This is a genomic window from Rhodococcus sp. 05-340-2, assembly GCF_002258915.1.
In the GTDB taxonomy this organism is placed as follows: Bacteria; Actinomycetota; Actinomycetes; order Mycobacteriales; family Mycobacteriaceae; genus Rhodococcoides.
In genome coordinates this window covers 275,119-301,587 of sequence record NZ_NOYU01000006.1, presented here as the reverse complement: position 1 = coordinate 301,587, position 26,469 = coordinate 275,119, and the positions used below count along the sequence as shown (strand labels likewise).

Annotated in this window: 29 protein-coding genes; 10 read left to right on the top strand and 19 right to left on the bottom strand. The window is 64.8% G+C overall.

Translation table 11 applies throughout. The features are described from left to right. Positions 1 to 39: 39 nt before the first annotated feature. Entirely contained in the window at positions 40 to 567 is a 528-nt protein-coding gene (locus tag CH271_RS02895; protein ID WP_037190431.1) for an Rv0361 family membrane protein, read from the bottom strand. A gap of 34 nt (positions 568 to 601) precedes the next feature. After that, positions 602 to 1,462, bottom strand: coding sequence for a TauD/TfdA dioxygenase family protein (locus CH271_RS02890; RefSeq protein WP_094632595.1), 861 nt, complete (start codon positions 1,460 to 1,462; stop codon positions 602 to 604). Positions 1,463 to 1,757: 295 nt separating this feature from the next. On the opposite strand from CH271_RS02890, the gene CH271_RS02885 reads away from it, so the two are divergent. After that, positions 1,758 to 3,143, top strand: a complete 1,386-nt coding sequence (locus tag CH271_RS02885; protein WP_094632594.1) for an FAD-dependent oxidoreductase — start codon at positions 1,758 to 1,760, stop codon at positions 3,141 to 3,143. A gap of 100 nt (positions 3,144 to 3,243) precedes the next feature. On the opposite strand, the gene CH271_RS02880 is transcribed toward CH271_RS02885, so the two are convergent. Further along, complete coding sequence (locus CH271_RS02880) at positions 3,244 to 4,113, bottom strand: SMP-30/gluconolactonase/LRE family protein (protein WP_170945897.1); 870 nt, start codon at positions 4,111 to 4,113, stop codon at positions 3,244 to 3,246. A gap of 55 nt (positions 4,114 to 4,168) precedes the next feature. Between CH271_RS02880 and CH271_RS02875 the strand changes: the two genes are divergently transcribed. Further along, positions 4,169 to 4,915: an amidohydrolase family protein gene (locus CH271_RS02875; RefSeq protein ID WP_094632592.1), complete on the top strand. Its 747-nt coding sequence runs from the start codon at positions 4,169 to 4,171 to the stop codon at positions 4,913 to 4,915. On the opposite strand, the gene CH271_RS02870 is transcribed toward CH271_RS02875, so the two are convergent. Together CH271_RS02870 and purT are read right to left on the bottom strand one after the other, a co-directional pair. Next, the gene (locus CH271_RS02870; RefSeq protein ID WP_094632591.1) at positions 4,912 to 5,394 is read right to left on the bottom strand and encodes a DUF456 domain-containing protein; all 483 of its coding nucleotides are present in this window, start codon (positions 5,392 to 5,394) and stop codon (positions 4,912 to 4,914) included. The genes CH271_RS02875 and CH271_RS02870 overlap by 4 nt on opposite strands. A gap of 24 nt (positions 5,395 to 5,418) precedes the next feature. Continuing rightward, positions 5,419 to 6,615 carry a formate-dependent phosphoribosylglycinamide formyltransferase gene (gene purT / locus CH271_RS02865; RefSeq protein WP_094632590.1) on the bottom strand — a complete coding sequence of 399 codons (1,197 nt, stop codon included), beginning with the start codon at positions 6,613 to 6,615 and terminating at the stop codon, positions 5,419 to 5,421. A 95-nt stretch (positions 6,616 to 6,710) separates the two neighbouring features. Between purT and CH271_RS02860 the strand changes: the two genes are divergently transcribed. Then, complete coding sequence (locus CH271_RS02860; protein WP_094632589.1) at positions 6,711 to 7,787, top strand: CaiB/BaiF CoA transferase family protein; 1,077 nt, start codon at positions 6,711 to 6,713, stop codon at positions 7,785 to 7,787. Positions 7,788 to 7,868: 81 nt separating this feature from the next. Here CH271_RS02860 and yczR read toward each other — a convergent pair whose 3' ends face one another. Next, a complete protein-coding gene (yczR, locus tag CH271_RS02855; protein ID WP_037190444.1) occupies positions 7,869 to 9,350 on the bottom strand; it encodes a MocR-like transcription factor YczR in 1,482 nt (493 codons plus the stop codon). 91 nt (positions 9,351 to 9,441) lie between these two features. Between yczR and CH271_RS02850 the strand changes: the two genes are divergently transcribed. Further along, positions 9,442 to 9,966, top strand: coding sequence for a methylated-DNA--[protein]-cysteine S-methyltransferase (locus CH271_RS02850; RefSeq protein WP_094632746.1), 525 nt, complete (start codon positions 9,442 to 9,444; stop codon positions 9,964 to 9,966). 68 nt (positions 9,967 to 10,034) lie between these two features. Here the strand turns inward: CH271_RS02850 and CH271_RS02845 are convergent, their stop codons facing one another. From CH271_RS02845 to CH271_RS02810, 8 genes are all read right to left on the bottom strand, one after another. After that, a complete protein-coding gene (locus tag CH271_RS02845) occupies positions 10,035 to 10,475 on the bottom strand; it encodes an LGFP repeat-containing protein (protein WP_037190445.1) in 441 nt (146 codons plus the stop codon). Between the two features lie 88 nt (positions 10,476 to 10,563). After that, complete coding sequence (locus tag CH271_RS02840; RefSeq protein ID WP_094632588.1) at positions 10,564 to 12,225, bottom strand: hypothetical protein; 1,662 nt, start codon at positions 12,223 to 12,225, stop codon at positions 10,564 to 10,566. Positions 12,226 to 12,228: 3 nt separating this feature from the next. Further along, on the bottom strand, positions 12,229 to 12,840 hold the full coding sequence (locus CH271_RS02835; RefSeq protein ID WP_037190446.1) for a SipW-dependent-type signal peptide-containing protein: 612 nt from the start codon (positions 12,838 to 12,840) through the stop codon (positions 12,229 to 12,231). Beyond that, the gene (locus CH271_RS02830; RefSeq protein ID WP_094632587.1) at positions 12,840 to 13,349 is read right to left on the bottom strand and encodes a hypothetical protein; all 510 of its coding nucleotides are present in this window, start codon (positions 13,347 to 13,349) and stop codon (positions 12,840 to 12,842) included. The genes CH271_RS02835 and CH271_RS02830 overlap by 1 nt, the downstream gene beginning before the upstream one ends. Next, positions 13,346 to 13,900, bottom strand: coding sequence for a signal peptidase I (locus tag CH271_RS02825; protein ID WP_256986162.1), 555 nt, complete (start codon positions 13,898 to 13,900; stop codon positions 13,346 to 13,348). Before CH271_RS02825 ends, CH271_RS02830 begins: the two co-directional genes overlap by 4 nt. Before the next feature lie 41 nt (positions 13,901 to 13,941). Then, a complete protein-coding gene (locus tag CH271_RS02820) occupies positions 13,942 to 14,502 on the bottom strand; it encodes a hypothetical protein (RefSeq protein ID WP_094632585.1) in 561 nt (186 codons plus the stop codon). A 9-nt stretch (positions 14,503 to 14,511) separates the two neighbouring features. Continuing rightward, complete coding sequence (locus CH271_RS02815; RefSeq protein ID WP_094632584.1) at positions 14,512 to 15,060, bottom strand: alternate-type signal peptide domain-containing protein; 549 nt, start codon at positions 15,058 to 15,060, stop codon at positions 14,512 to 14,514. 423 nt (positions 15,061 to 15,483) lie between these two features. Next, positions 15,484 to 16,773 carry an adenylosuccinate synthase gene (locus CH271_RS02810; protein WP_094632583.1) on the bottom strand — a complete coding sequence of 430 codons (1,290 nt, stop codon included), beginning with the start codon at positions 16,771 to 16,773 and terminating at the stop codon, positions 15,484 to 15,486. A 202-nt stretch (positions 16,774 to 16,975) separates the two neighbouring features. Between CH271_RS02810 and CH271_RS02805 the strand changes: the two genes are divergently transcribed. From CH271_RS02805 to CH271_RS02795, 3 genes are all read left to right on the top strand, one after another. Continuing rightward, positions 16,976 to 17,641, top strand: a complete 666-nt coding sequence (locus CH271_RS02805) for a hypothetical protein (RefSeq protein WP_037190452.1) — start codon at positions 16,976 to 16,978, stop codon at positions 17,639 to 17,641. After that, complete coding sequence (locus CH271_RS02800; RefSeq protein ID WP_094632582.1) at positions 17,638 to 18,411, top strand: site-2 protease family protein; 774 nt, start codon at positions 17,638 to 17,640, stop codon at positions 18,409 to 18,411. Before CH271_RS02805 ends, CH271_RS02800 begins: the two co-directional genes overlap by 4 nt. 117 nt (positions 18,412 to 18,528) lie before the next feature. After that, entirely contained in the window at positions 18,529 to 18,996 is a 468-nt protein-coding gene (locus CH271_RS02795) for a pyridoxamine 5'-phosphate oxidase family protein (protein WP_170945895.1), read from the top strand. Here CH271_RS02795 and CH271_RS02790 read toward each other — a convergent pair. The 3 genes from CH271_RS02790 to CH271_RS02780 all read right to left on the bottom strand — a co-directional run bounded on the left by CH271_RS02790 (position 18,986) and on the right by CH271_RS02780 (position 21,543). Then, complete coding sequence (locus CH271_RS02790; RefSeq protein WP_037190455.1) at positions 18,986 to 19,915, bottom strand: cation diffusion facilitator family transporter; 930 nt, start codon at positions 19,913 to 19,915, stop codon at positions 18,986 to 18,988. The genes CH271_RS02795 and CH271_RS02790 overlap by 11 nt on opposite strands. A 79-nt stretch (positions 19,916 to 19,994) precedes the next feature. Continuing rightward, positions 19,995 to 21,062 carry an FUSC family protein gene (locus CH271_RS02785; protein ID WP_170944738.1) on the bottom strand — a complete coding sequence of 356 codons (1,068 nt, stop codon included), beginning with the start codon at positions 21,060 to 21,062 and terminating at the stop codon, positions 19,995 to 19,997. Positions 21,063 to 21,126: 64 nt separating this feature from the next. Next, on the bottom strand, positions 21,127 to 21,543 hold the full coding sequence (locus CH271_RS02780) for a DUF3151 domain-containing protein (protein WP_032397398.1): 417 nt from the start codon (positions 21,541 to 21,543) through the stop codon (positions 21,127 to 21,129). 148 nt (positions 21,544 to 21,691) lie between these two features. On the opposite strand from CH271_RS02780, the gene CH271_RS02775 reads away from it, so the two are divergent. Then, positions 21,692 to 22,495 carry an Rv0361 family membrane protein gene (locus CH271_RS02775; protein WP_143545997.1) on the top strand — a complete coding sequence of 268 codons (804 nt, stop codon included), beginning with the start codon at positions 21,692 to 21,694 and terminating at the stop codon, positions 22,493 to 22,495. An 87-nt stretch (positions 22,496 to 22,582) separates the two neighbouring features. On the opposite strand, the gene fbaA is transcribed toward CH271_RS02775, so the two are convergent. Beyond that, positions 22,583 to 23,623: a class II fructose-bisphosphate aldolase gene (gene fbaA / locus CH271_RS02770; RefSeq protein ID WP_037190456.1), complete on the bottom strand. Its 1,041-nt coding sequence runs from the start codon at positions 23,621 to 23,623 to the stop codon at positions 22,583 to 22,585. Positions 23,624 to 23,844: 221 nt separating this feature from the next. Between fbaA and CH271_RS02765 the strand changes: the two genes are divergently transcribed. Together CH271_RS02765 and CH271_RS02760 are read left to right on the top strand one after the other, a co-directional pair. Further along, positions 23,845 to 24,549 carry a VTT domain-containing protein gene (locus tag CH271_RS02765; protein WP_052047621.1) on the top strand — a complete coding sequence of 235 codons (705 nt, stop codon included), beginning with the start codon at positions 23,845 to 23,847 and terminating at the stop codon, positions 24,547 to 24,549. 28 nt (positions 24,550 to 24,577) lie between these two features. Continuing rightward, positions 24,578 to 25,273, top strand: coding sequence for a DedA family protein (locus CH271_RS02760; protein ID WP_052047622.1), 696 nt, complete (start codon positions 24,578 to 24,580; stop codon positions 25,271 to 25,273). Between the two features lie 5 nt (positions 25,274 to 25,278). On the opposite strand, the gene CH271_RS02755 is transcribed toward CH271_RS02760, so the two are convergent. After that, a complete protein-coding gene (locus CH271_RS02755) occupies positions 25,279 to 26,415 on the bottom strand; it encodes a glycoside hydrolase family 76 protein (protein ID WP_094632580.1) in 1,137 nt (378 codons plus the stop codon). Between the last annotated feature and the right edge of the window lie 54 nt (positions 26,416 to 26,469).

The window sequence follows — 26,469 nt, the reverse complement described above, 5'->3', positions numbered from 1 at the left end:
AGCCTTCCGTCGCTTGCCGTTACGTCACACATACCAAGATCAGACATTGCACACCAGCCACTTGTCGTCCACGCGAACGAACTTCCACACGTCGTCGGTCTGCACTCCGGATTTCTCTTCCTTCAGTGGCACCGTGACCATTCCGCGGTCGCCGTTGACCTGGTACTCGGACGGCACACCGTCGATGGACGTCTCGCCGTTGCGCTCGACCTCGCCTGCTCGATCGGTTCGGTACTGCGCATCGTCACCGGGAATCAGACGCTCGACCTGATCGAAACAGGTGTTCTGGCGCAGCAGGTCCGCGTCGCCGGTGTTCTGCGCTTCGAGGAATCCGTCGAGGCTGTCGGTGAGCAACTGGGCCTGCGTCACGTTGTCCTCCGCGGGGGCGAACTTCGAGGCTGCGAAGATTCCGACGAGCAGAACGACGACGATGCCCGCGGCGATGATGAACGGCCACGCATTGGGCGGACGCTGCTCACCGGAGTCTGCGGCCGCTTGGGACGCGTTGTTGCGCGCTTCCTCACGACTGTCGACCCACTGCTGCCTACGTTCACTCCACGACGCCATGCGGCCAATCTTCCTCGATCCGACGGGCCCGGCACTATCGGGGTCCGACGGGAATGTCTCCTCGCAACGTGATGCGGTGCATCTTGCGGTGCTCGGTGCCGTAGTCGCGGTTGGCGTAGTGGGAGGTGCTGCGGTTGTCCCACAGCACCAGGTCGCCCAGCCGCCAGCGGTGCCGCACGATGTGTTCGGGTTTGGTCAGGTGCGCGTACAGCAGGTCCAGGATTCCCCGGCTCTCGGCTTCCGACACCCCCACGATGTGGGAGGTGAACCCCGGATTGACGAACAACCCCTTGCGGCCGGTTTCCGGATGGACCCGGACGACGGGATGTTCGACGGGGACCAGCGCGGTGACTTCCTTGCCGTCCCACACGTTGCCTTTTCCGCCGCGCTTCTGCGCGAGGTAATAGCCGAATTCGCGGTTGCCGTCGTGGATGGCCGTGAGTCCGTCGATCATTCGGCGGACCGGCGCGGACAGTGACTCGTAGGCGAGCTGACTGTCGGCCCAGTTGGTGTCGCCGCCGTGCGGGGGCAGGACGACGGGACGCAGGATCGAGCCCATCGGCGGCCGTTCCATGAACGTGACGTCGGTGTGCCAGACGTCGGCGAATCCGTTGTCCTGGCTGTCGAGCGCGTAGACCTCGGGGGCGACGTGGCCGCTGTCGTGTACCGGGTGACCGGCGGTGAGGTCACCGAGACGACGGCCGAATTCGACGTGTGCCGCGTCGTCGAGCGTCTGCCCGCGCAACACCAGAACCTTGTGTTCGACGAGGGCCAGGCGCACGGCATGGATCTGCGCGTCGGACGCCGAGGCGACATCGAGGCCGATGACCTCGGCACCGAACGATGGGCCGAGCTTGTCGACAGTGAGCGTGGAGGTCTGTTCCAGAGTGGTCATGTGTCCTCGAATCTGTGCACGGCCGGGCGCTGATCTTCGGCAACGCTGCCGTCGAGAGAGGGGTCCCGTCCTGCTGGAGGAGGGGAAGGGCGTCGGGTCTTGTCACCGACAACACATGTTGGTGCAGGTACGACAGAAGTCGACGGTGAACCGTCGGACCAGGTATGTCGTCTGCACAGAGCAATTCCTACCGGAAACCGGGAAATACGGCAAGTTGCCCTCTGCCCCAGCTCAGGTTGTCCTTAATTTATGCTGGGGTGTCCGCACTTCCCTCGAAGAAGGTAGCTCGCTGCACATGACCGATCAGACTCGTCCACTCCGCGTCGCCATCGTCGGTGCCGGACCGGCAGGCATCTACGCCGCCGACGCGCTCATGAAGTCCGACCACAATGTCAGCGGACCGGGCGTCAGCATCGACCTCTTCGAGCGCATGCCCGCGCCGTTCGGGCTGATCCGCTACGGCGTGGCCCCCGATCATCCGCGCATCAAGGGCATCATCACCGCCCTGCACAAGGTGCTCGACAAGCCCCAGGTTCGCCTGCTCGGCAACATCGACTACGGCACCGACATCACGTTGGACGACCTGCGCCGCTTCTACGACGCCGTCATCTTCTCCACCGGTGCCAACGCGGACCGCGCCCTGAACATCCCCGGAATCGACCTCGAGGGCAGCTACGGCGCCGCCGACTTCGTCTCCTGGTACGACGGCCACCCGGACGTCCCGCGCACCTGGCCCCTGGAGGCGGAGAAGGTCGCCGTCCTGGGCGTCGGAAACGTCGCTCTCGACGTCGCACGCGTCCTCGCCAAGACCGGTGACGAACTGCTCCCCACCGAGATCCCGGCCAACGTCTACGAGGGCCTCAAGGCCAACAAGGCGATCGAGGTGCACGTCTTCGGCCGTCGCGGACCGGCTCAGGCCAAGTTCACTCCGCTCGAGCTGCGCGAGCTCGACCATTCGCCGAACATCGAGGTCATCGTCTCCCCCGAGGACATCGACTACGACGAGGGCTCCGAGCAGGCCCGCCGCAGCTCCAAGCAGATCGACATGGTCGCCAACACCCTGCAGGACTGGGCCATCCGTGACGTCGGCGCTCGCCCGCACAAGCTGTTCCTGCACTTCTTCGAGTCCCCGCACGAGGTACTCGGCGCGGACGGCAAGGTCGTCGGTCTGCGCACCGAGCGCACCGAGCTCGACGGCACCGGCAACGTCAAGGGCACCGGCAAGTACAACGACTGGGACGTCCAGGCCGTCTACCGCGCCGTGGGCTACCTCAGCCAGAACATCAGCCAGCTCCCCTTCGACGAGCAGGCAGGCACCATCCCCAACGAGGCCGGACGCGTCGTCGAGTCCCCGCACTCGACCACACCTGTTCCCGCCACCTACGTCACGGGCTGGATCAAGCGCGGACCCGTCGGTCTCATAGGTCACACGAAGGGCGACGCCAACGAAACCGTCGCCAATCTGCTCGAGGATGCGCCCAGCTTCGTCGGCGCGGCCGAGCCCGATCTCGATGCCGTCACCTCGTTCCTCGAAGGCAAGCAGGTTCCCTTCACCACGTGGGACGGCTGGTACCGCCTCGACGCGCACGAGCGTTCACTCGGTGAGCCCGAGGGCCGCGAGCGCGTCAAGGTCGTCGAGCGCGAGGACATGCTGAAGGCTTCCGAGCCCGACAAGGCCTGAGTGCCTGCGGCAGTGGTGTGGTTGCGCCTGCGGGTCGTTCCGCAGGCTCCACTCCCGTGTGCCCTCTGCGGCACCTGACCACACCACTGCGCGAAGCGCTCTACACCCGCACTGCCAGCAGCTTTCCTTCGGTTTCGATTTTGCGCTGATGCTCGTTGAAATCAGGTGCAGCGCAGACGAACAGCGTCCGGCCGTCGGATCCGCCGAGTCCGCAGGCGAAGACCCCGAGATCGAAATCGAGCTGCTGAAGAATCTCCCCGCCCGGCGCCACGTGCAGCACTCGCTGCCCCAGCGCGTCGGCGATCCACATCGTGCCGTCGGTGTCGATGCAGCATCCGTCGGCGGCAACCTTCACCTCGCCGATGGCCGTAGCCATGTCCGTCGACGTCGGCAGTTCGCCGAATTTCGCCCAGTCACGCCGCTCCCCCAGGGATCCGTCCTCGGCGATGTCGAAGGCACTGACCCTGTTTCCGACCGTTTCGTCCACCAGCAGTTGGCCCGAAGCCGTGAACGCCATCCCGTTGGGGAAGTACAGATCCGACGCGACGACGTGCGCGGAACCGTCCGGGTCGACGCGAATCAGGTCGGCCGTCTCGACGGGCGCGAAGTTCATCAGATCGAAGCCGAAGTTTCCGATGTACGCGCGGCCCTGCGCGTCGACGAGCATGTCGTTGAGGTTCGCCTTCACGTACGTCGACAGATCGGCGTGCACGGTCAGCGAGCCGTCGTGCTCACGCAGTAGCAGCTTGTAGTCGCGCATCGACACGATCAGCAGCCGCCCGTCGGGCAACCAGCCCAGGCCCGACGGCTGATTGGGCACCTCGGCTTCGACTCGTACGTCGGAGCCGTCCTCGAGGGCGGACACGACGCGATGGGAGTAGAAGTCCGATACCCAGATCCTCCCCTCGTGCCATCTCGGACATTCGAAGTAGGTGTATCCATCGAGAACGACTGTGGTCTCCGGTTTCATGTTTCGAATTCAAACACCACGAACGGTGGCCGCGACGCCGAATGCGTGAGCTGGCATGCTGGGGACCGTGTTCGACGCCCACCTACACATCATCGACCCGAAGTTTCCGCTCATCGAGAACCACGGTTTCCTGCCCGATCCGTACACCGTCTCGAACTACCTCTACGACGTCGACGGGCTCGGTATCACCGGCGGCGCGGTGGTGACGGGATCGTTCCAGGGCTTCGATCAGAGTTTCCTGCTCGCTGCGTTGGAGACCCTCGGGCGCGGCTGGGTGGGCGTCACCCAGATCGATCCCGAATGTTCCGACGAGGACATCGTCGCGCTGAACGACGCGGGCGTGCGCGGTATGCGGTTCAATCTCAAACGCGGCGAGACGGATCTACAGATGCTCACCACCCAGGCGCGTCGTGTCCACGAACTGGTGGGCTGGCACGCCGAGCTGTACGTCGATGCCTCCCTGCTGCTCTCGCTCGAGCCGATCCTCGCGAAACTGCCCGCCGTGAGCATCGACCACCTGGGCCTCTCGACGCAGGGCCTGCCGTATCTGCTCGATCTCGTCGATCGCGGAGTACGCGTCAAGGCAACGGGATTCGGCCGGGTGGACCTCGACATCATCGACACTCTGCAGCAGATTCATCGCGTGAATCCGGCGGCGTTGATGTTCGGCACCGATCTGCCGGGCACCCGTGCCCCTCGTCCGTTCTCGGAGACCGACATCGACATCATTTCTCACGCCGTCGGTGGCGATCTCCCGGCGGTGCTCGACGGCAATGCCCGGGCTTGGTATCGCGTCCCTTAGACGAGTAGCGCTCCGCCGAGCCACACCGCCGAGGCGAGCAGGGCACCGAACAGCTCCACCAGAATGGACAACCCGGCAGCCTTGGTGGCGTGCACGGTGGATCTCCATGCCTCGGAATGGTTTCGATGCCTGGGCACTTCGGCGACATAGACGCCGGCGATGAAGCCGATGAACAGTCCGACGACGGGGATGACGAAGAACCCCACGATGCCGAGCAGTCCGCCGATCATCAGCGATCGCGTCGGCACGCCTGCCTCCCGCATGCGCCGCCCGGGCCAGGTGTATTTCACGACGCCACTGATCACCAGCAGCACCGTCGCGATCGCGAAGACCGTCCACGCGGCGGCTCCGCCGGTGACCCACGCCCACACTGCGACGGCCGCGAAGATCAAGATGGTGCCCGGCAGAATCGGGACGACGATACCGACGAGGCCGACCAGAATCACCAGGCCGACCAGGACTTCTCCGAGCGCGCTCATGAGCTCAGTGTGCCCTGTGTCGGGTCAGACGACAGGACGAACCTTGCCTGCTGCCTCGCGTGCCCGGCTCCGCGCCGTCTCGATGTCCGGCGCGGTCGACACCGCAACGCCCATCCGGCGCCGGACGAAACTCGTCGGCTTGCCGAACAGACGAAGATCGGTCTCGGGGACGGCCAGCGCATCGGCGACACCGTCGAAGTGGATGCCGTCCGCATCGACGCCGCCGTAGATCACCGCCGACGCACCGGGCGAGAGCAGCGTCGTGTCGATCGGCAGACCCAGAACGGCGCGGGCATGCAGCTCGAACTCCGAGAACCGTTGCGTCCGTAGCGTCACCAGACCCGTATCGTGCGGCCGAGGACTGACCTCGGAGAAGTAGACGTTGTCGCCCTGCACGAACAGTTCGACGCCGAACAACCCGCGGCCACCGAGTGCCGTCGTGATCCGCTCGGCAACGTCGCGCGCACCGGCGAGGGCCGCGTCGGACATCGGTTGTGGTTGCCAGGATTCGATGTAGTCGCCGGATTCCTGCAGGTGCCCGATCGGCTCGCAGAACGACGTTCCGCCGGTCGCCCGGACGGTGAGAAGCGTTATCTCGTAATCGAAATCGACGAATCCCTCGACGATGACGCGACCGAGATCGACGCGGCCACCCTTCAGTGCGTAGTCCCACGCCGCTTCGACATCGGCCTCGGTGCGAACGACGGACTGTCCCTTGCCCGACGAGGACATGACGGGCTTGATGACGGCGGGAAAGCCGATGGTGGACAATGCTTCTCGCACATCTTCGAGTGAATCGGCGAACGCGTACGGTGACGTCGGCAGCCCGAGCTCCTCGGCCGCGAGACGCCTGATGCCCTCGCGGTTCATGGTCAACTGCGTCGCACGAGCCGTCGGGATCACCACACTCCGACCCCGCGCTTCGACCTCGGCCAGGGCATCGGTCGCGATGGCCTCGATCTCCGGCACCACATAATCCGGCTGCTGCGAATCGATCAGCGCCAGTAGTTCTTCGGGGTTGCTCATGTCAATCGTGAACGCGTGATGGGCCACCTGATGGCCAGGGGCGTTGTCGTAGCGATCGACGGCGATCACCTCGACGCCGAGGCGCTGGAACGCGATGATCACCTCTTTGCCCAGCTCACCCGAGCCGAGCAGCATCACCCGGGTGGCCCCGGGAGTGAGCGGAGTACCGATACGGACGGGATCTGGGGCAGTCACAGCCCTATTATCCACACCCCGATCGGTTGGACGACCTAGTACAAGTTAGTCTCCATTCACATTCGCAGCTGACGAGTCGGAACGAGGCAAATAACGTGTCGAACACTGGTGGACCACTCGCAGGGCTCCGAGTAGTCGAACTCGCAGGAATCGGGCCCGGCCCACACGCCGCACTGCTGCTGGCCGACCTCGGCGCAGACGTCGTACGCGTCCAGCGCGCCGGGCAGATCTCCCCCCACGACCACCAGCTGCGCAGCCGCACCATCGTCGAGGCGAACCTCAAGGATCCGGCCGACATCGAGAAGGTCCTCGGCCTGATCGAGCGCGCCGACGTGCTGATCGAAGGGTTCCGCCCCGGCGTCACCGAACGCCTCGGCCTCGGACCCGACGACGCTCTCGCCCGCAACCCGCGCCTCGTCTACGGCCGCATGACCGGCTGGGGCCAGGAAGGTCCATGGGCGCAGACCGCAGGCCACGACATCAACTACATCTCCGTCACCGGCGTCCTGAACGCCATCGGCCGCGAGGGCGAGCGGCCCGTGCCGCCCCTGAACATGGTCGGCGATTTCGGCGGCGGCTCGATGTTCCTCGTCTTCGGCATCATGGCGGCGCTCTACGAGCGCCAGAGCTCCGGGCAGGGCCAGGTGGTCGACGCGGCCATGGTCGACGGCACCGCCGCGCTCTCGCACATGATCTGGTCCTGGCGTGGCGTCGGAGCCTGGAGCGACGACCGCGGCACCAACCTGCTCGACACCGGCGCGCCCTTCTACGACACCTACGAGACCTCCGACGGCCAGTACATGGCCGTCGGCTCGCTCGAGCCCCAGTTCTACGCCCAGCTGCTCACCGGATTGGGCCTCGCCTATGCGGACCTGCCGCCGCAGATGGACAAGTCGCGCTGGCCCGAGCTGCGCGAGAAGTTCACCGCGACATTCCTGTCCAAGACCCGCGACGAATGGGCCGCGATATTCGACGGCACCGACGCCTGCGTATCGCCGGTCCTCACCTTTGCCGAAGCCCCGAACCACCCGCACATGAAGGATCGCGACTCCCTCATCGACATCGGTGGAGTCACCCAGCACCGCCCGGCACCGCGGTTCTCCCGCACCGAGAACGGAGTCCCGACGCCACCGCCCGCCACGGCAACCGACATCGCGTCGGTCTGGAGCTGACGTGTGCCGAACTCGAAGCTGTGGACGCTTTTCGGCTGATTTCCGTCCATAACTTCGAGTTCGCGGTCAGAACACAGCCGCTCAGAACACCAGGGCCGGCTGTTCCGATTCGGCGCTGGGAGCGAGTGCGCGATACGCCGCAGCCGTGGCCATCACCGCGGCCCGAAGCTCTTGCGGCTCACGGGTGTACGGCAACCTGAGGTAGCGCTCGAACGCACCCTCGACGCCGAATCGCGGGCCTGCCGCCAGCACTGCCCCGAATGCAGGCGCGGTGGCGGCCAGCGCACTCGACACCGGTGCGGGCAGCTGCAACCACAGCGACATGCCGCCCTCGGAGCGGCGGTAGCGCCAGTCCGGAAGATGTTCTGCCAGAGCGTCTTCGAGCACCTCACGACGCTCACGTAGCTGCGATCGACGGAGCTCGAGCGCCGGTTCCGCGTCCTGCAGCAGGAACGACGACGCCAGCTGATCCATGATCGAGGTGCCGAGGTCGTGCGCTGCCCGCGAGCCTGCCAGCTGCGAGACGAGCGACGGATGCGCCCTGATCCATCCGATGCGCAGGCCGCCCCAGAACGATTTGGATGCCGAGCCGATCGTGACGATGTCGGACCCCGAGACCCGCCCGAACGACGCGACCGGCGGTGGCGGAGGGGCGTCGAGCCACAGGTCCACCATGGTTTCATCGACGATGAGCGTCATCCGGGTGTCGCGGGTGATGCGTGCGAGCTCGGCCCGGCCCTCGGCACCCAACACCTGCCCGGTGGGGTTGTGGAAGTCCGGAATCAGATACGCGACCTTGGCGGCCGTTTGCCTTGCGGCGCTGCGGATCCCGTCGAGATCCCAGTCGCCGTCGGCCGGGCGCACGGGTACCGGCACCGGCCGGGCACCCACCCGCCGGATGGCTTCGAGTGCGTTGGGGTAGGTGGGGTGATCGATCAGCACCCGGTCACCGGGCGAGGTCAGTGTGCCCAGCAGTAGCCGAACTGCCTGCTGTGCACCGGAAGTCACCATGATCTGATCGGCGGTCGTCGGCAGGCCACGCTCGACGAAGCGTTGCGCGATGGCCTCCCGCAGCACCGCCAGACCGATGGGCTCCATACCGTGCGTCGGTAGATACGTCGGAAGTGCCTGCAGCGCAGACTCGTACGCCGCGGTCATAGTGCCGTCCGCCGCGGCCATCGCTGCGTGAGACATGTCCACGACCGGACCCGAGGGCGATGTCGACTGAATCAACATTCCGTTGGGGGTGGGTGCAGCGGGGAGGGCAACGGTGCTGCGCGATCCCTGCTTGCTGATCAGATAGCCCTCGTCTCGTAGCACCGAGTACGAGGACGTGATGGTGGTACGACTGAGATCGAGGGCCGCCGACAGATCGCGCTCACTGGGCAGCCCGACACCGAGCGGAATGCGGCCGTCGTGAATCAGCAGTCGGACGCCATCTGCCAACGCGCGATACGTTGGACGCGACGCCTTGCGCCTACCGGATCCATCCGAGGACGCGTCGCCGCGCCAGCTGCCGAGATCGCGGGCCAGTGACGTTGCATTGAGGACTCTCGAAGCCATGCTCACCAGTATTCGCCCACTGGCCTTCAACTTTCAAGTCCATTGGGCTTTTCACTGGACTGCCGGCTGGGGTCAGGTGGATACTGGACCGATGCCGACCAGCACTGTCTTCGACACCGCCATCGGCCTGTGCGGCATCGCGTGGACCGACGACGGAGTGGTCGCCGTCGCCCTGCCCGAGCCGTCGGCCGAGGCGATGTTGGACTACCTGGCCGGCTTCGGTGCGACGAGGGGGCCTCTAGACGCGCTCGCGGCCGACGCGACCGAGCGAATCGTCGCCATGCTCGATGGACGGACTGTCGACATGAGGCCAATTCCCCTGGTCCTGGACGTCTCGGAGTTCGATGCCTCGGTCTACACCGTGTGTAGCGGGATTCCCCGGGGCTCGACTCTCACGTACGGCGACATCGCCCGCAGACTCGGCCACCCCGGTGCGGCCCAGGCCGTAGGCGGTGCGTTGGGACGTAACCCCGTGCCGATCATCGTTCCGTGCCATCGAGTGCTCGGCGCAGGCACGGAAGTCGGCGGCTTCTCGGCACCGGGTGGTACGAATACCAAACAAAAAATACTCGGTATCGAGGGAGTCCCGGGATTCGACGAGCCGACTTTGTTCTGAATTGACGCACAATTGATCGAAACTGCTCGTCCGAATAAACCTCCCGAAACAGGGAGTGAGTCCGGATTTTAGGCAGATATGCCGAGAGGCGCGATAGGAGCATCGACCGCTGACACCAATACAGCTTCCGGTCCTGGGCTCACATCGGATTCCTCCGAACGACCGCCGATCGTGAATGCACCCACATCGGGCAGCCACCCGATAGCGCCGCGTTGAAAGAGGTTGTATCGACCCGATCCGGTGGGCGTCGGGCGCTCGTTGCTGATCGGATACCCAAGTGCGCCATAGGGTCCCCCGTGACCGAGGTACCAGTCGAGGATCGGACCGTGCACTTCGTGCGCGCCGCCTTCGGGAAGAGCGAACACGGTGGCGTGCGTGAATTCGAGCATTCCCCCGCCCTCGGGACCGAGCATGAATTCACCGGCCTGAGCGCCGATCCAAGGATGTTCGTATGCGAAGCGATCGAATTGGTAGCTGAAAACTTCCAATCCGTTGTAATTTTCAGTCATCGCCCGACCTTTCGTCGCCCAACCTGGTCGCAATTATCCACGCCGACGACCAGCGGCGCCCTCCAATTTCGACATATATGTGAAAGAGCTAATTCAGGAGCGCGAGAATGTCGGCCGGAATTCGATCGGTGGCCGCCGGATCGATCACCGACCGCGACCACGAACCGCCGGCGCTGTCGAGACGAACGAGCTGATCGGGCCCGAGCAACCACAGCTGATCTCCCGCCGACCAGTTCACGCCGTAGCCATATGCGTCACTGGACGTGGCGGGACCGCTGTACTGGACTGCTCCGGTGGCGTCGACGATCTGCAGAGTAGGAGCGCCGTCGCTGTCGACGACCCGGGCAGACGACGCACCCGACGGGGAAGTCACCGGGGCGAGCAGAACCGCCGGAGCCGGCGGGATGGTCGTGGTGGTCGGTGGGACAGTCGTTGTTGTCGTTGCAGGAGGAACAGTCGTCGCCGGAACCTCGACCGGCGGCGGAACCGGGGACTCATCGGTGCGCGCGGGATCCGTTGTGGTGGGCACCGGTGCGAGTGTCGACTCCGGAACAATCGGCGACGTCATCGTGGGGGCCTGAGTTGTGGTTCCAGGAACGATCGCTCTCGGGGCGCTGCGAGCGGCAGCGGCGGTGCCTCCGCAACGAGCACTGGCAGCCAGGCCGAGAAGTAGACCGTTGCTCATGGTTATGTTCACGGTGGGACTCGGCTGTGAAAATCTGGTGCCCGATTTGGTTCGGATCGATGCGGTGTAGACGCCGTCGAGCACCGGAGCCAGGGGTAGCGGCAGCAATTCCAGGAGGGCTCCGTTTTCCACTGCTTGAGTTATGACTACCCCGGTAGCAGCGATCCCGGCTACCGCGAACTCACGGTCGTTCTCACCGGCCTTCTTCAATGTCAACTGGTAGGTGTACTGCGCCCCCCGCGATGGGAAGGTGAGATTCACGAAGCGAATAGCACCGAGAAGCCCCCGCTCGGCATTCGTACAAGTCAGTGAAAGCGGTGCTGGAATCGGCAAGGCCGTGGTGATGGTGCCGCTGAGGGCCGTTGCCGTATCTTGTCCCGCAGCAAGGGTTGTCGGAGTGTTCGAGGCACTGATGCCCACGGCCGAGATGGCAGCCAACGCGAGCACCACACCGAGGGTGGGCGTCCCGCGCCCTTGGGCGCTGTGCCGCCCACTGGGCGGTTCCTGCAGTCGATCGTCGTCGTCGGGCTGCGCAGGGGACTCCACAGCGGACCTGCGAAATCCGAACGCGGTCATGAGAAGTGCGCCGACGGCGATGCCGCCGATGAATACAGCGACAGGACCACTGAGCCAGGTGACCGCGTAACCGAGTTTCCCGACGCTGAAGAACACACGATCGGCCTCGGACACCACGTAGCTCTCGGCATCGGGCTCGGCGTTCGCGTCACCCTGAAGGAACAGCTGCGCGCTATCGGTTCCGACTGCCCCGATCTCGACCACGCGGTGGGTGATTCCCGTTCCCGACGCATTGGTGACCTTGACGATGTCACCGATCTCGATGTCCCCGACCGGAGTCGTCTTGCTCAACGCCAGAGCGCCGGTGTCGATGGCCGGGGCCATGGACCCGGAACGAAAGATCAAGGGAGTGATACCGAAGAACACGGCTGCGAGCGCAAACATCACGCAGATGACACCGGCGACAGCGCCGACGGTCAGAGCAATTTCGCGAAGCAGACGCGAGCGAGATCGGACGCGGGTAGCGGAGGCGGAGTGGGTAGCGGACATGATCTACGCCGACGTCGCGGTGATGGTGTAGGTGATGGTGCCGGTCGCGGCGGGGTTCGGCTGAGCCGTCCCGGTCGGCATCGTCACGCTGATGCACAGTTGGTCGCTGCCGTTGACGGCGAGCGGACGATTCAGAGCGGGGAACGGCTTCGAGGTTCCGAGGCCGGTGACCGTGCTGACGGGAGAGCCTGCGCACGCCACGCCGGATGATGGAGCACCGGTGTGCACCGACGAATTCAGCAGGTTCCCCAGCGCAGCGTTACTGGCCACCACGGAGATGGTGTACGTGTTGGCTACGGAACCGGCCGCGTTGGAGACCAGCAGTCCGGCAGCGACGGTGTCACCGGGAAAGATCGCAGTGTTGGTCAGCGTCGTGGTGAAGGCCGGCGGGTTGTTGTCGACCGCAGGGTTGCCCACTTTGATGTCGAGCCGTCCGGTGGTGAACACACCCGACGTCGCAGTCGCCGTATCCGACCATGCGGCAAGGGTTCCCACGGCACCGAGGCCGAGGACGATCCCGATCGACATGATCGCCCGAGCTCGTGCGCTGATCAGCGCGGAGCCTGTTCGGCGGAGAACCGCCCTCGGACCGGCGGTGTCACTGTGACGCGACATCAGGGCTGCGCCCCTTCCATATCCGTCCGCGCACCCGATGATTCCGGGCACTCGGCGCTGTTACTGTTGTCCCACTGCACAACGAGATCGACTGCAGCAGAGGACGAGCGGGTGTCGTTTCCGGCCGCTTCGGCCATCGCGATCGTGGCGTCGATGCGCTTCTTCTGTCCGGCCCCTAGGTCGATCCACGCACACGATTCGACCGGCTCGCCGCCGCCGATGGAGACGCTCAGGGCTCGCAGGAACGCCGGGTTGTCACTGTCGAAGGTCAGCCGAAGACGCCCGTCCCGGTCGGTGTCGTTGAACACGTGGAACCGCGATTCACGCGAGTCGCCTGGAACCCAACGAATATCGTTGTCGAAGAATGTGCTTCGAAAGCTCGTCGCCCAATTCTTCCCGTCGTCGCTGTACTTGACTGTGTGCACTCGGGGAGATCCAGCACCGAGGAACAACACCACTGCGACACCGGCGAAGATGGCCGTACAGGCGACAAAAGTGCTGTGCCTCAAGGCGACTCCTCCCTTCGGCTCCGGTAGCGATCGATGCCGGCACCGACGAACATCACCAGTGCGTAACCGAACAGGCCGATCACGATCACCGCGACCGTGATCTTGCGTTGTTCACCGTTGAGCCAGTTGTTGACGTAGCCCATGCACGGCACCGAGTACCAGACTTTTCCGCGAATCTGCCCGATCTGCACCGGGTTCTCGTCGTCGGACCCGTTGTTGTCCCCGCGAGTGACATAGGTGGTGATACCTCGTCCGCTCTGCCTGGTCGCCACGATGCGGTGAGTCACCACTTCGGGCTCACCCGATCGGATTTGATAGGTGATCGCAGTTCCGACTTCGAGCTCGTCCGCGGCTGCCGGCTTGACGACAACCAGACTTCCCGGTGGGTACGTCGGCTTCATCGAGCTGGTGAGAATCGTGTACGGCGTCGAACCGGTGACTTTCGGAATCACGACGGTCACCCCGAGAACGAACAACATCGCTGCCAGCAGTGTGTACGACGCGATCCGGCTCACCCACCACCAGACACCGGACCGGTTCTCCTCGGACATGTCAGTCACGGTTTCGATCGCTTCCGTGTCGTCGTCGGCGTTCATGTCTGGTCCGCCCGGAACGAGAACGTCACCGTCGACGACGCGCTCTGCGGTGGAGTGGCGCCGACGGCGAGCCGAAAGCACCACACTTCGCGGGCACCTGGGGCCAACAGCCTTGCCGCCGGTGGCACCGGAGCTTGCGCACCTCCGGCGTTTCCGCTGTACAACAGTGACGTCGTCCCTGTCGGCATCCCTGTCGCCGGGCAATTGTCCTCGGCCACAACAGTTGTCGCAGTCAGGAACAGAGGGACCGTTCCGGTCGCGGTGGTGCCCTGCAGCCGAAAGTTGAACGGCACGTTGCCGGAGTTTCGAATCGACAGCGGTGCCTGCGAGAAACCGTTCGGTCCGAGATCGGCCGAACCGAGCGCAGCGAGAACGTAATCGTTCACTTCTGCTCCGTTCGGGCCGACCTTGATGTCCAAGGTGCCGGAGTTGATGGTTCCGCCTCCGACGACCTCGTCGTCACGCCACAGCGCGCCCGTCGACTGTGCTGATCCGAAGACCACCACGACGACGGACGCGGCTGCGAGCGCCCAATAACGACCGTGCTTGTTCGTCACTGCTACCGGTCAGGGACGAACCTGGTCGAGCGTGAGGGTGAAGTCGTTGAGGTCGACGCTCTCGTTCTGTGCGATGAGATCCGCAGTCGCTTCATCGAAAGTGATGGTCACCTCGACGGAGATGGTTTGAGGCGATGTGGTCAACGGTAGGTCCACGGCCGAACCGTTCGGAAGGGACGTTCCACCGTTGACCGACACCTCGGTGTCGAGAGCGGCAGCAAGGTCGGCGTCGCCGGCGACATTGGTGAAGTCCGCGGTGATCGAAGCGCGAAGATTGTCTCCTGCCCAATTGACGGTGTACTGGGTCGAGTACTCGAGGACATCACCCGGCACGATGAGGAAGCCAGACGGGTCGGCTCCGAGAGGCGCATTCGGAGTGACCGACGTTTCGGTCCAGTTCGCCGTGCCGGCAATCGGAGCGAAATTCAGTTCGCCGGAGTTGATCTCGCCACCGGTGACCGTTTCGGTGTCACTCCACAGAGCGTAGGATCCCAAACCGCCGAGCAGCAGTACAGCTGCCGCCCCCGCGGCTATGGCGCCCTTGGTTGCCTTGTTCATACGTTGTCGCTTTCTTCGGTGGCCTTGTTCGTGAGGCCGAGGGGGAGGTGACCCGGGTTGGGTCGGTCGGCCGGAAGATGGGCCTCCGCAACTGGGTGCGATGTCCATTGTTTCGGCACGACTTCCTCACCTGTTACCCAAGTGATGGTAAAAGTCCGAGGGAATGTTCAGCCGCCTGATTCGTACTTTTGGTTTACACATGAACATGGTGTGTAAAGCTACTTTGATTACGGAAACCGCAGCTTTGTGGCGAATTTCCCCAGGTGGCCCCTCCGGTTACAGCGAACGCAGTGGTTATTCGCTCACTTATCCTGAACATTCCGCTGTTTTTGTTTTTGAGGACAATCGATTGTCGACGGCAGATCCGGACACGAAAAAGCCCCGAGGCCGTGGGCCTCGGGGCTTCGATTTTCGCGGAACCGTCTACCGCAGGATGTCTCGCCGAACGATGGTTTCGTCGCGGCCCGGTCCGACTCCGATGCACGACATGTACGCGCCCGAGAGCTCTTCGAGACGCAGGACGTAGTTCTGCGCGTTGATGGGCAGTTCCTCGAACGTGCGGGCACCGGAGATGTCTTCCCACCAACCGGGCATCTCCTCGTAGATCGGCTTCGCGTGATGGAAGCCGGTCTGCGTCATGGGCATCTCGTCGTGGCGGACGCCGTCGACGTCGTACGCAACGCAGATGGGCACCGTGTCCAGGCTGGAGAGCACGTCGAGCTTGGTCAGGAAGTAGTCGGTGATGCCGTTGACGCGGGTGGCGTACCGCGCGATGACAGCGTCGAACCAGCCGGTTCGCCGTGCACGCCCGGTGGTGACGCCCACCTCGCCGCCTTGCTTGGCCAGGTATTCACCGTGATTGTCGAACAGCTCCGTCGGGAACGGGCCCGAGCCGACACGCGTCGTGTAGGCCTTCAGGATGCCGAGGACGGTCCCGATCTTGTTGGGGCCGATACCGGAACCGACCGACGCGCCGCCCGCCGTCGGGTTCGAGGACGTGACGTACGGGTAGGTGCCGTGGTCGACGTCGAGCAAGGTGCCCTGCGACCCCTCGAGCAGAATCGTGTCGCCGCGCTCGAGTGCCAGGTTGAGCTGCAGCCTGGTGTCGGTGATGCGGTGCTTGAAACCCTCGGCCTGCGCGAGCACCTCGTCGACGACCTGCTGAGAATCCAGAGCCCGCCGGTTGTAGATCTTCGAGAGCACCTGGTTCTTGAATTCCAGTGCAGCCTCGACCTTTTGGGTCAGGATCTTCTCGTCGAGCACATCGGCAGCGCGGACGCCGACGCGAGCGAGCTTGTCCTGATAGCACGGCCCGATGCCACGGCCGGTGGTCCCGATCTTCTTGGCACCGAGGAAGCGTTCGGTCACCTTGTCGATGGCCACGTGGTACGGCATGATCAGGTGCGCATCGGCGCTGAGCAGCAGGTTCGTGGTGTCGACGTCACGCTTCTCGAGGCCGTCCAGCTCGGTGAGCAGCACACCCGGGTCGACGACGACGCCGTTGCCGATGACATTCTTCACGCCGGGCGTGAGAATTCCCGACGGGATGAGATGCAGCGCGAACTTGTCGCCGTTCGGAAGAACCACGGTGTGGCCGGCGTTGTTGCCGCCCTGGTAGCGAACGACCCACTGGAGGCGTTCGCCGAATAGGTCGGTGGCTTTGCCTTTGCCCTCGTCGCCCCACTGGGCGCCGATCAGGACTATCGCCGGCATGTGCTCTCCTACGTTGCTTTCGTGCGAGGACGTGCTGCAGATATTGCTCGATCGAACGCAGCCGTCACCATTTGTCGCAGGCGCGACAGTGGCCGGGGGAACAGTCTAGCCGAGGCGGTGAGCTGGCCCGCATGCCGCTACGGTGGAGCCGAAACGAAGGCACTATGGTCGTTCGAGGGTTCACCCAAGATCTAGGAGCGCCGTGACACCGTTCGTTCTGCACTGCGGAAACCCGCCGTTGCCGATCACGCTGACCGACGTCCCACTGCGCAACGCCGATGCCGTTCCGACCGACGACGACTGCAGCGCGTTGTTCGCCGACATCGAATCCGCCCCCGCACCACGCATCATCGTGCTGGGCGACGACGCCTCGCTGGCCGCCGTTCTCACCAGGCTGATGCGCACCGACCGTCTGCACGTCGAAGTCGCGTTCGTACCGGATACCGCGACCGCTGCCGCCCACATCTACAAACTCGGGACCGGATCCCGCGCGGCCAAGGTCGCACTGACAGGAAAGGCGTCGAGCACTCCCCTCATTCGCGACGACGCGGGCAAGGCCGTTGTCGGTCGGGCGCTGCTCGGCGGTGCCGGCGGTGCGGAACTCGAGGGCGAGGCATACGTCGACGACACTCGGTTGTTCTCCGGAGTCGTACCCGGCGTCGAGGTGGCACCCACTCCGGAGTTGCCGGGACTGCGTGCGCGAGTGATCAGCCGTCGACGATTCCTGCCTCGCCGCTGGGTGAGCGGACGCGCGATGCAGCTCGGCTCCCCCGCCGCAGACCTGATGCGCGACGGCATCCCCGGCGACAGAACAGTGAAGAGGTCGACGTTCTATCGTCACCATCAGGAGTGGTTGCTGGTCCGATGACCGTTCCGCTACGGCGCAGGCCCGTTCTGCCGAGCCCGGTGTTCGTGGCCGTTCTCGCCGTCGCCGGAGTGGGCGGCGCGCTCGCGTGGACGGCCGAGGACGTCACCTCCACCGCCGCGCGCCTCGGGGTGTTCGTGCTGGTTCTCGCCGGGTGGATCGCCTCGGTGTGCCTGCACGAGTTCGGTCACGCGTACACCGCTTTTCGGGCCGGCGACCGGGAAGTCGAACTCCGCGGCTACCTGACACTCAACCCCTTGAAGTACACCCACCCGTTGCTCTCGATCGTCTTGCCGGTGGTGTTCATCGCGATCGGCGGAATCGGACTTCCGGGCGGTGCCGTGTACCTGCGGACCGGCCAGTTCTCGGCGTCTACGCAGCGGCGCATCGCCCTCGCGGGACCGTTCGCCAATGCCGTTGTCGCCGTGGCACTCCTGATCGTCGTTCGCGTGTTCGGCACAGACGGCACCCATCAGGCCTTCTGGTACGGACTCAGCTTCCTGGCCTTCCTGCAGATCATGGCCACGATCCTGAACTTGATTCCGGTGCCCGGCCTCGACGGATATGCCGCACTCGAGCCCTCGCTCTCGCCCTCCACCCGTGCATCGCTGGACCAGTTCAAGGGCTACGGACTCCTCGTTCTCGTCGCGTTGCTGTTCGTGCCCGCCGTCAACTCCGCGTTCTTCGGGGCGATCTACACCCTGTTCGGGCTGTCCGGTGTTCCCGAGTTCTTCGCCGGCAACGGCAACTACCTGATGCGATTCTGGATCTGACAGGTCCAGCGGGAAAGACTGCACGATACCGAGCTCAGTCGGCGGGATTCCGTCTGTTCGAGCAGGTTCCGTGCATTCTTTCCCAACACTGTCGGTGCCGGATCGCATAATGTGCGCATGACGACGTGGAACGAATTCTCGGCAGCGGCCCCGACACTCGCGTCGGCGGTGCGGGCTCGATTCACCGCCCACAAGCACCATGTACTCGCGACGCTCCGGGCGGACGGCTCACCGCGCGTCAGCGGAACCGAGGTCGAGTTCGACGACAGTGGCGTGCTGCGTCTCGGTTCCATGCTCGGTGCCGTCAAAGCACGAGACCTGCAGCGCGACGGACGGTTCGCGCTGCACAGCAATCCGGGTCACCACTCGATGGAGGGTGGGGACGCGAAGATCGGCGGGCGTGCCGTCGAAATCACCGATCCTGCTGTGCTGCAACCGATATTCGACGCATCACCGGGCGAGCTGGTGCCGTACCACGTGTTCGATCTCGATATCACCGAGGTCGTACTGACCTCACTGGTGGACGATCACATGCAGATCGACGTGTGGCGTCCCGGCTCCGACGTGCGCACCGTCACCAGGTGAGCTCTTCCTTGCAGGTTCGGCCGTGCGCGGCGGGTTCGACCTGCACCGTGGCATGGTCGAGGCCGTAGGTGGACAGTAACGATCGGGCTCGGTCGAGCACCATCGACGACGAGCCCTCGCATTCGAGATGCACCGTCGCGACGTCCATTCCGGTGGTCAGTGTCCACACGTGCAGGTCGTGAACTCCCGTCACGCCCGGTAGTGCGTTCAGGTCTCCGGTCAATGCGTCGACGTCGACGTGTCCGGGACTGGCCTGGGTGAGAATGCGCAGGGCCGAGGCGGCGAGCTTGATCGCGCGCGGGATCACCCACAGGGAGATCAGGACGCCGACGACGATGTCCGCCCAGGTCCACCCGAACACGAGCATCAGCACGCCTGCCACGAGCACGCCGACACTGCCGACCGCATCGGCCAGGACCTCCATGTACGCGCCGCGGACGGCGAGGGAATCCTTGGCGTCGCCGCGAATGAGCAGCATGACGACGATATTGGCCGCGAGTCCGGCCGATGCGGTGAGAATCAGTGGTACGCCGGGGATTTCAGGTGCATCACCGATGCGAGAGACTGCCTCGTACATGATGAATGCCGCAACACCGAGCAGCAGGACGGCATTCGCGATGGCCGTCAACACCTCTGCCCGATGCCAGCCGAATGTCCGTGCTGCTGCGGCACTTCCCTTGCGAGCGAGCATCAACGCGATCAGACCCATCGACATGCCGAGCACGTCGGTGAGCATGTGACCGGCGTCGGCGAGCAGGCCGAGCGAGCCGATCGCCAAGGCCACGGTCGCCTCGACGACGAGGAACACCACCAGGATGACCAGCGCGACGACCATCTTGCGGACGCGAGACCTGGGCGGCCCCGCACCTGCGGACGAGTGACCGCCCACTCCGTGACTGTGCCCGTGACCCGCGCCCATGACTCCCCCTGGTGACCGATGTCGACTTCCGGAAGCCACCATATGCGTACATACGCATATATGCAATGGTGCGCTCGGGTCACAACTCCGGCGGGACGTGCGGATGCTTCACCGTCGGCGGAAGCGTCGCCAAGGCGGAGATGCGCTTGAGCCCGGCGACCTGCAGCAAATCGACGATGATCGACCGCAACTGCGCCAACACCACCGTCGCCGACAGGCCGGCGTTCGAGATCAACTCCGGCTTGGCACCGGCCGCGACCGACCGCAACACTCGCGCCGCTTCCGCCGCGTCCGGCTTCTGCCCGGGATCTGCGAGGATCATCTGCCGCAACACCTCCACCGCATGCGCCAACTTCTCCACCTCGTCGACGACCCGCGGATCGAGAATCTCGTCGTCGCGCACCAGCGTCAGCGACCGTCGCGCGAGCACCCGGATATTGCGGACGGCATTGTCGATGGGGTCGGCCGTGGCCGCGAGCGCCGCCAGACGATTGCGGTGATTCCAGTACATCGGCGAGATCCGGGCAATTTCCCGGCCGCCCTTGAGATCGGTACGCAGAGCGTCGATACCCGACTGCGTCGCACGCGCCTTACGCAACGCCTCCTCAATCGGTTTGGGATCGTTCGCCACCAAACCGTCGGCCACCTTCTGCAACACACTCGCTGCCGTGGCCAGGACGTTCGCCGCATCCTTGCGGGCGCGCCACACCGGATGCGTCGGGATCAACGCAACGATCGCGATGCCCACCAGACCACCGACCAACGCGTCGACCATGCGGTTGGGGCCACCCATGTTGCCCGGCGGGATCAGTGTCGCCACCAGCACCGCGGACGATCCGGCCTGCATCGCGATGATCGGACCACCGTCGAGGAACACCGCAGCCGACATCGCCAACACGACCACCAACGCGATCTGCCACGGACCACTACCGATCAGCGAGATCAACAGATCGCCGATGCCGATGCCCACCGTCACGCCGACGACGAGCTCGGCCGATCGACGCAGGCGAGCACCGAGCGAGACGCCCAGCGACACGACGGCGGCGATCGGTGCGAAGAACGGGCTCTCGTGACCGACGATGTCGGTCGCGACGAACCACGCCACGCCTGCCGCCAACGCGCACTGAATGATCGGCAGCAGCGACAACTTCAGCCGAGCGCTGCCCGACTTCAGCCGGGTCCGACCTCGCGCCCGGCTCGCGCGGGCCCGATCAGCCCAGGCCGAGCGCTTCTGCGGCCTTGGGGTCACAGTCTTCGAGGAGGTCGAGGCAGCGGGCGTACTCGTCGTGCTCGTTGATGTCGCGGGCCGCTTTGGCAAGGACTGCGACGCATCGGAGGAATCCTCGGTTGGGCTCATGGCTGTACGGGACCGGCCCGAATCCCTTCCATCCGTTACGACGCAACTGATCCAGACCTCGGTGATAACCGGTACGAGCGTAGGCGTAGGCCGTGATGGTGGCACCCGACTCGAGCGCGGCCTCGGCCAGGTAGGCCCAGGCGATGGACGCCGTCGGATGCGCCGCCGCGACGGTCTCGGGCGCTTCGTGGTTCAGCAGTGCGGATTCGGCCTCGTCGTCTCCGGGCAACAGTGTGGGTTGGGGTCCGAGCAGGTCACCGAAAGAAGTCATGGCGCTCATTGTGCCCCTACGTCACCGAATCGTGTCCGAACACCCCCGCATCGCTCGCGTCGAGCTGCGGAGACGGTCGATAGGCTGCCAGCTGACGAAATTCGAGACAGACCGCTCTTGCAAGAATTCGGTGAACGAGGGAGAACGCATGCCGGACGAGAAGAAGAAGGCGCCCTCCGAGGCCGACGCAGCCACCGAGAAGATCGATCTGGGCAAGAAGAAGCAGGTCGACGAGCCCGCCGACACTCCGACCGAGAAGATCGCCACTGATCCAGCCGAGGAGCCGGCAGCACCGGAAGCGACGCCGGTGGCGACGCCGGTCGCGAAGCCGACCGCGGCCCCGCGTCGTATCCCGCCGCGAAACCAGTCCGAATCTCCAGCGAACGATGGCGCGGCAGAGAAGAAATCGCCGGCAGCTGTGCCGCAACCGGTCGGTCCGAGAAAGATCGAGCCGCAGCGCTCAGCCCCCAAGCAGGTCGGTCCTCAGCGCATCGGACCCCCGCCGACGGAACCCGGCAAACCGAGTCACAAGAAGTGGTGGGCGGCGCTGGTGGCCGCGGTTGTCGTGATCGCGGCAGTGGCCGCCGGTGCGTACGTGCTGATCGACCGCACGAGCGTCGAGGACTCACCGGAAGCGCAGATTCGCACGACCGTCGAATCGTTCACCCGAGCATTGGCCGGCGGCGACCTCGCCACGCTGCGCAGCACCTCGTGCGGTGACCTGGCGACGTTCTACCGAGACATCCCGGACGCGGAATTCGCCGATGTTCATCGTGTCTCGCTCGAGCAGGGCAACATACCGAACCTGGACAGCATCGACGCCATCCAGGTCAGCGACGACACCACCGCGATCGCTCAGGTCATCGCGCACACCGACGCCAACCCGAACGATCGATCGCCGCGCACCTTCGACCTGCGCCTCGAAGGCGATCAGTGGAAGGTGTGCAGCTGACGCTGCGTGTGCGCGGCGGAGCCTGCGGGTCGTTCCGCAGGCTCCACTCCTACCTCGTAGCCTGCTACGAAGTTCCGCTCACGTGAATCAGCCTGCGGATACGCTGCGGCCTGCGGACTTGAGGTCGTTGCACGCCTCGACGACGCGGGCCGTCATGCCGGCCTCGGCCTTCTTGAGGTAGCTGCGCGGGTCGTAGGCCTTCTTGTTGCCGACCTCGCCGTCGACCTTGAGCACACCGTCGTAGTTGGAGAAGAAGTGTCCGGCGATGGGACGGCTGAACGCGTACTGGGTGTCGGTGTCGACGTTCATCTTCACCACGCCGTACTCGAGCGCCTCTTCGATCTCGCTCTTCGCCGATCCCGATCCGCCGTGGAAGACGAAGTCGAACGGCTTGGAACCCGATGCCAGGCCCAGCTTCTCCGTCGCGACCTTCTGGCCATCTGCCAGCACCGACGGCTTGAGCTTGACGTTGCCCGGCTTGTAGACGCCGTGCACGTTGCCGAACGTCGCCGCCAGCAGGTAACGCGAGCCCGCGTCGCCCGCGCCGAGGGCCTCGACGGTCTTGAGGAAGTCCTCGTTGGAGGTGTAGAGCTTGTCGTTGATCTCCGCCTCGACGCCGTCTTCCTCGCCGCCGACAACACCGATCTCGACCTCGAGAATGATGTTGGCTGCTGCAGCGCGGGCGAGCAGATCCTTGGCGATCTCGAGGTTCTCGTCGATCGGGATGGCCGAGCCGTCCCACATGTGCGACTGGAACAGCGGGTTCTTGCCTGCGTCGACGCGCTCCTGCGAGATCGCGATCAGCGGACGCACGTACGTGTCCAGCTTGTCTTTAGGGCAGTGGTCGGTGTGCAGAGCGATGGTGACGTCGTACTTGGCGGCGATCACGTGCGCGAACTCGGCGAGCGCCACGGCACCGACGACCATGTCCTTGATGCCCAGTCCTGATCCGAACTCGGCTCCGCCGGTCGAGAACTGGATGATGCCGTCGCTACCCGCGTCGGCGAAGCCCTTGATGGCGGCGTTGATGGACTCGGAACCCACACAGTTGATTGCCGGAAAGGCGAACTTGTGTTCCTTCGCCCGGCCCAGCATCTCGGCGTAGACCTCGGGAGTTGCGATAGGCACGGCGTCATTCCTCCATTGAAAAGTTCGGTTGTGTCCACTGCAGTATGGCAACCCCCGGGCCCGGTGTCGTGCGTACCCGCATCCCCTGGGTCATTCCGCAGGCTCGCCGCAGCTGACGAACAGGCCATTGCATCCACAGCGGAAGGACACCGACTGTTCAGGACTTACCAGTTTCGGCCGGTAGTGTGGGCGCGGTGAGTCTCCTAGCTGCCTCGGAAACGATGACGACGAACCTGGCCCTGTTGCCGGGATTCCTCGACCCGGTGAACCTGCTCAACTCCTTCGGTCACTGGGTGTTGATCGGGCTGCTGCTGGTGGTCTTCATCGAGTCGGGGCTGCTCTTTCCACTGCTACCGGGCGATTCACTGCTCTTCACTGCCGGGCTGATCGCGGCGTCGAAGTCCACCGAGATCGAGCCGTTCGCGTCCATCTGGACCCTTGTCATTCTGATCCCGATCGCGGCGATCCTCGGTGATCAGGTCGGCTATCTCATCGGCACCAAGGGTGGCGCGGCTCTCTTCAAGAGCAACGATTCGCGGTTCTTCAAGAAGAAGTACATCGACGAATCGCACCTCTTCTTCGAGAAGCACGGTCCGATCACCATCATCCTGGCGCGCTTCGTGCCGATCGTGCGGACGTTCGCGCCGGTCGTCGCCGGTGCGTCGCACATGAAGTACTCGCTGTTCCTCACCTACAACGTCGTCGGCGGCATCCTCTGGGGCGCGGGCGTGACAGTGCTGGGGTACCTGCTCGGACAGATCGCGTTCATCCGCGAACACGTCGACATCATCTTCCTGATCATCGTCGCCGTCTCCGTCCTGCCCATCGTCATCGAGGTCGGCAAGCGCATGATCAAGGCCCGCAAGACCCCGCTGGGCGAGGCCACCGATGTGATCGAGGCAGACGCCCCGGACACCAAGTCCTGATCGTGATCCTCCGAAAGTGATCTAGTCCATGTCTTCGATTGCCACAGCGCTGCCGACGGTGTCCGTTCAAGCCGTCGGTAGCTTCGGTCCGCTGGAAACCGCAGGCCCGCTCGTCGTGTGGATCATCGTGATGACTTTCGTGTTCATCGAATGCGCGGTGATCATCGGGTTGTTCCTGCCGGGCGATTCGATGCTGATCACGGCAGGAATCGTGATGGCGACCCATGCGTCGGGCACCGGTCACATCTGGGCGCTGTCGCTCGGTGCGATGGTCGCCGCCATCGCAGGCAACCAGGTGGGGTACTCGATCGGTCACCGGACCGGCTCGACCCTGGTGGCCCGCAAGAACGGCAAGTACCTCAACACCAAGAACCTGCACAAGGTCAATCTCCTGCTCGAGAAGCACGGCTTCTGGGCGGTGCTGGTCGCACGGTGGATCCCCTGGGTGCGCACCCTGTGCCCGCTGGTCGCTGGCGCCGCGAAGATGGATCACCGCAAGTACACGATCGCCAGCACCCTCGGTGCCATCATCTGGGCTCCGGTGCTGCTGCTGATCGGGTTCTACTTCGGCTCGTTCATCGAGGGCATCCCGTGGCTGATGCCCGCCGTCCTGATCTCCATGGTCGTGCTGCTGGTCGTCGGAACCGGACTCGGTATCTGGCAGTACCGCAAGGAAATGGCACGCCCCGAAGAGACCATCGAGGTCGAAGAAGTCGTGGAGTAGCGGCCCTAGAATCCTGCAGCTGCGACGCGGTAGGCGGCTTCCATGAGCATCCAGCCGCCGAGTTGCACCGAGAGGTCCCGTTCGGGCACGTCGGACGGTCGGACCGTTCCTTCGGCGAACGTGGCGATGTGCAGGCCTTGTCCCGGGAACCGGGCTTCGCGGGTCCAGTCGGCCCCGAACAGTGGATTGTCTTCCACTTCGAGGCGGTTCTCCCACGCCGACTCGGCCGAGTTCAAGACGATCGCTGCTGCGAGTTCGCGTGCGCGGTCGTCGGCGTCGGAGTCTCCGGGTAGCTCCACCGCGGCCACCGCCAGGTAGCGCGCGAGGATCGGGTTGAACAGGCCGCCGTCTCCCCCACCGCCGCCGGTGATGACGAGGTTGCGGGTCAGGTGGTTGTCGACGGCGTCGACCAGAGCATGGACTCGCTGCGCGTGCCTGGGTTCGCCGAGCCGAACGGCGAGTTCGGTCTCGAGGCCCAACGTGACGCCCTGGCAGTAGCTGTAGACGGCGCGTTCCATCTCGCCGGGCTCACCGGCGTCGACGAGTGCGCGAGTGGAGTGCATTCCGTCCAGAATCAGGCCCGTGCGCGCGTCCTTGAGGGTGCGATCCATCCAGTCGGCCATCTCCTGGGCACGCCACAGCCGACCGGTCCGCGCCAGCATGATCGCCGCCGGACCGTTGGCGGGTGCGTTGTAGAAGTCGGACTTCTTGCGCCACGGAATGCCGCCACCCTCGGCCGGAGCCCAGGCATCGAACAATTCCATCTCGATCTGCTGGATGCCACCGCGATTGCCGACGAAGTGCTGCCGCTGAGCGCGTTCGAGCGCCAACCCGAGCCACGCCATGTCGTCGTAGTAGTTGTTGGTCCACCCGCTGACATTGCGGGTGCGGTGTGCTCGGGTGATCTTGTTCAATCGCCGACGGCGCTTGGCGGTGAGATCGCGATCTGCTGCGTCGACCGCGCAGTCGAGCAGATGGGCCTGCCACCAGTAGTGCCAGCGCAGGAACATCCGTTCCGTGCGCACCGGTGGCCAGGCCACCACTCCCAACGTCGTGCCCGGCAGCCCCCACAGCCGACGCATGTGCCGCGCGACGACGGCCCCCTCCGCAGCGTCCGCACGCTGCGACCACAACTCCTGCATACCCGCAATCCTGCCACTACCGTTGCTGATTCGTTACATCCCGCCCCGGAAAAC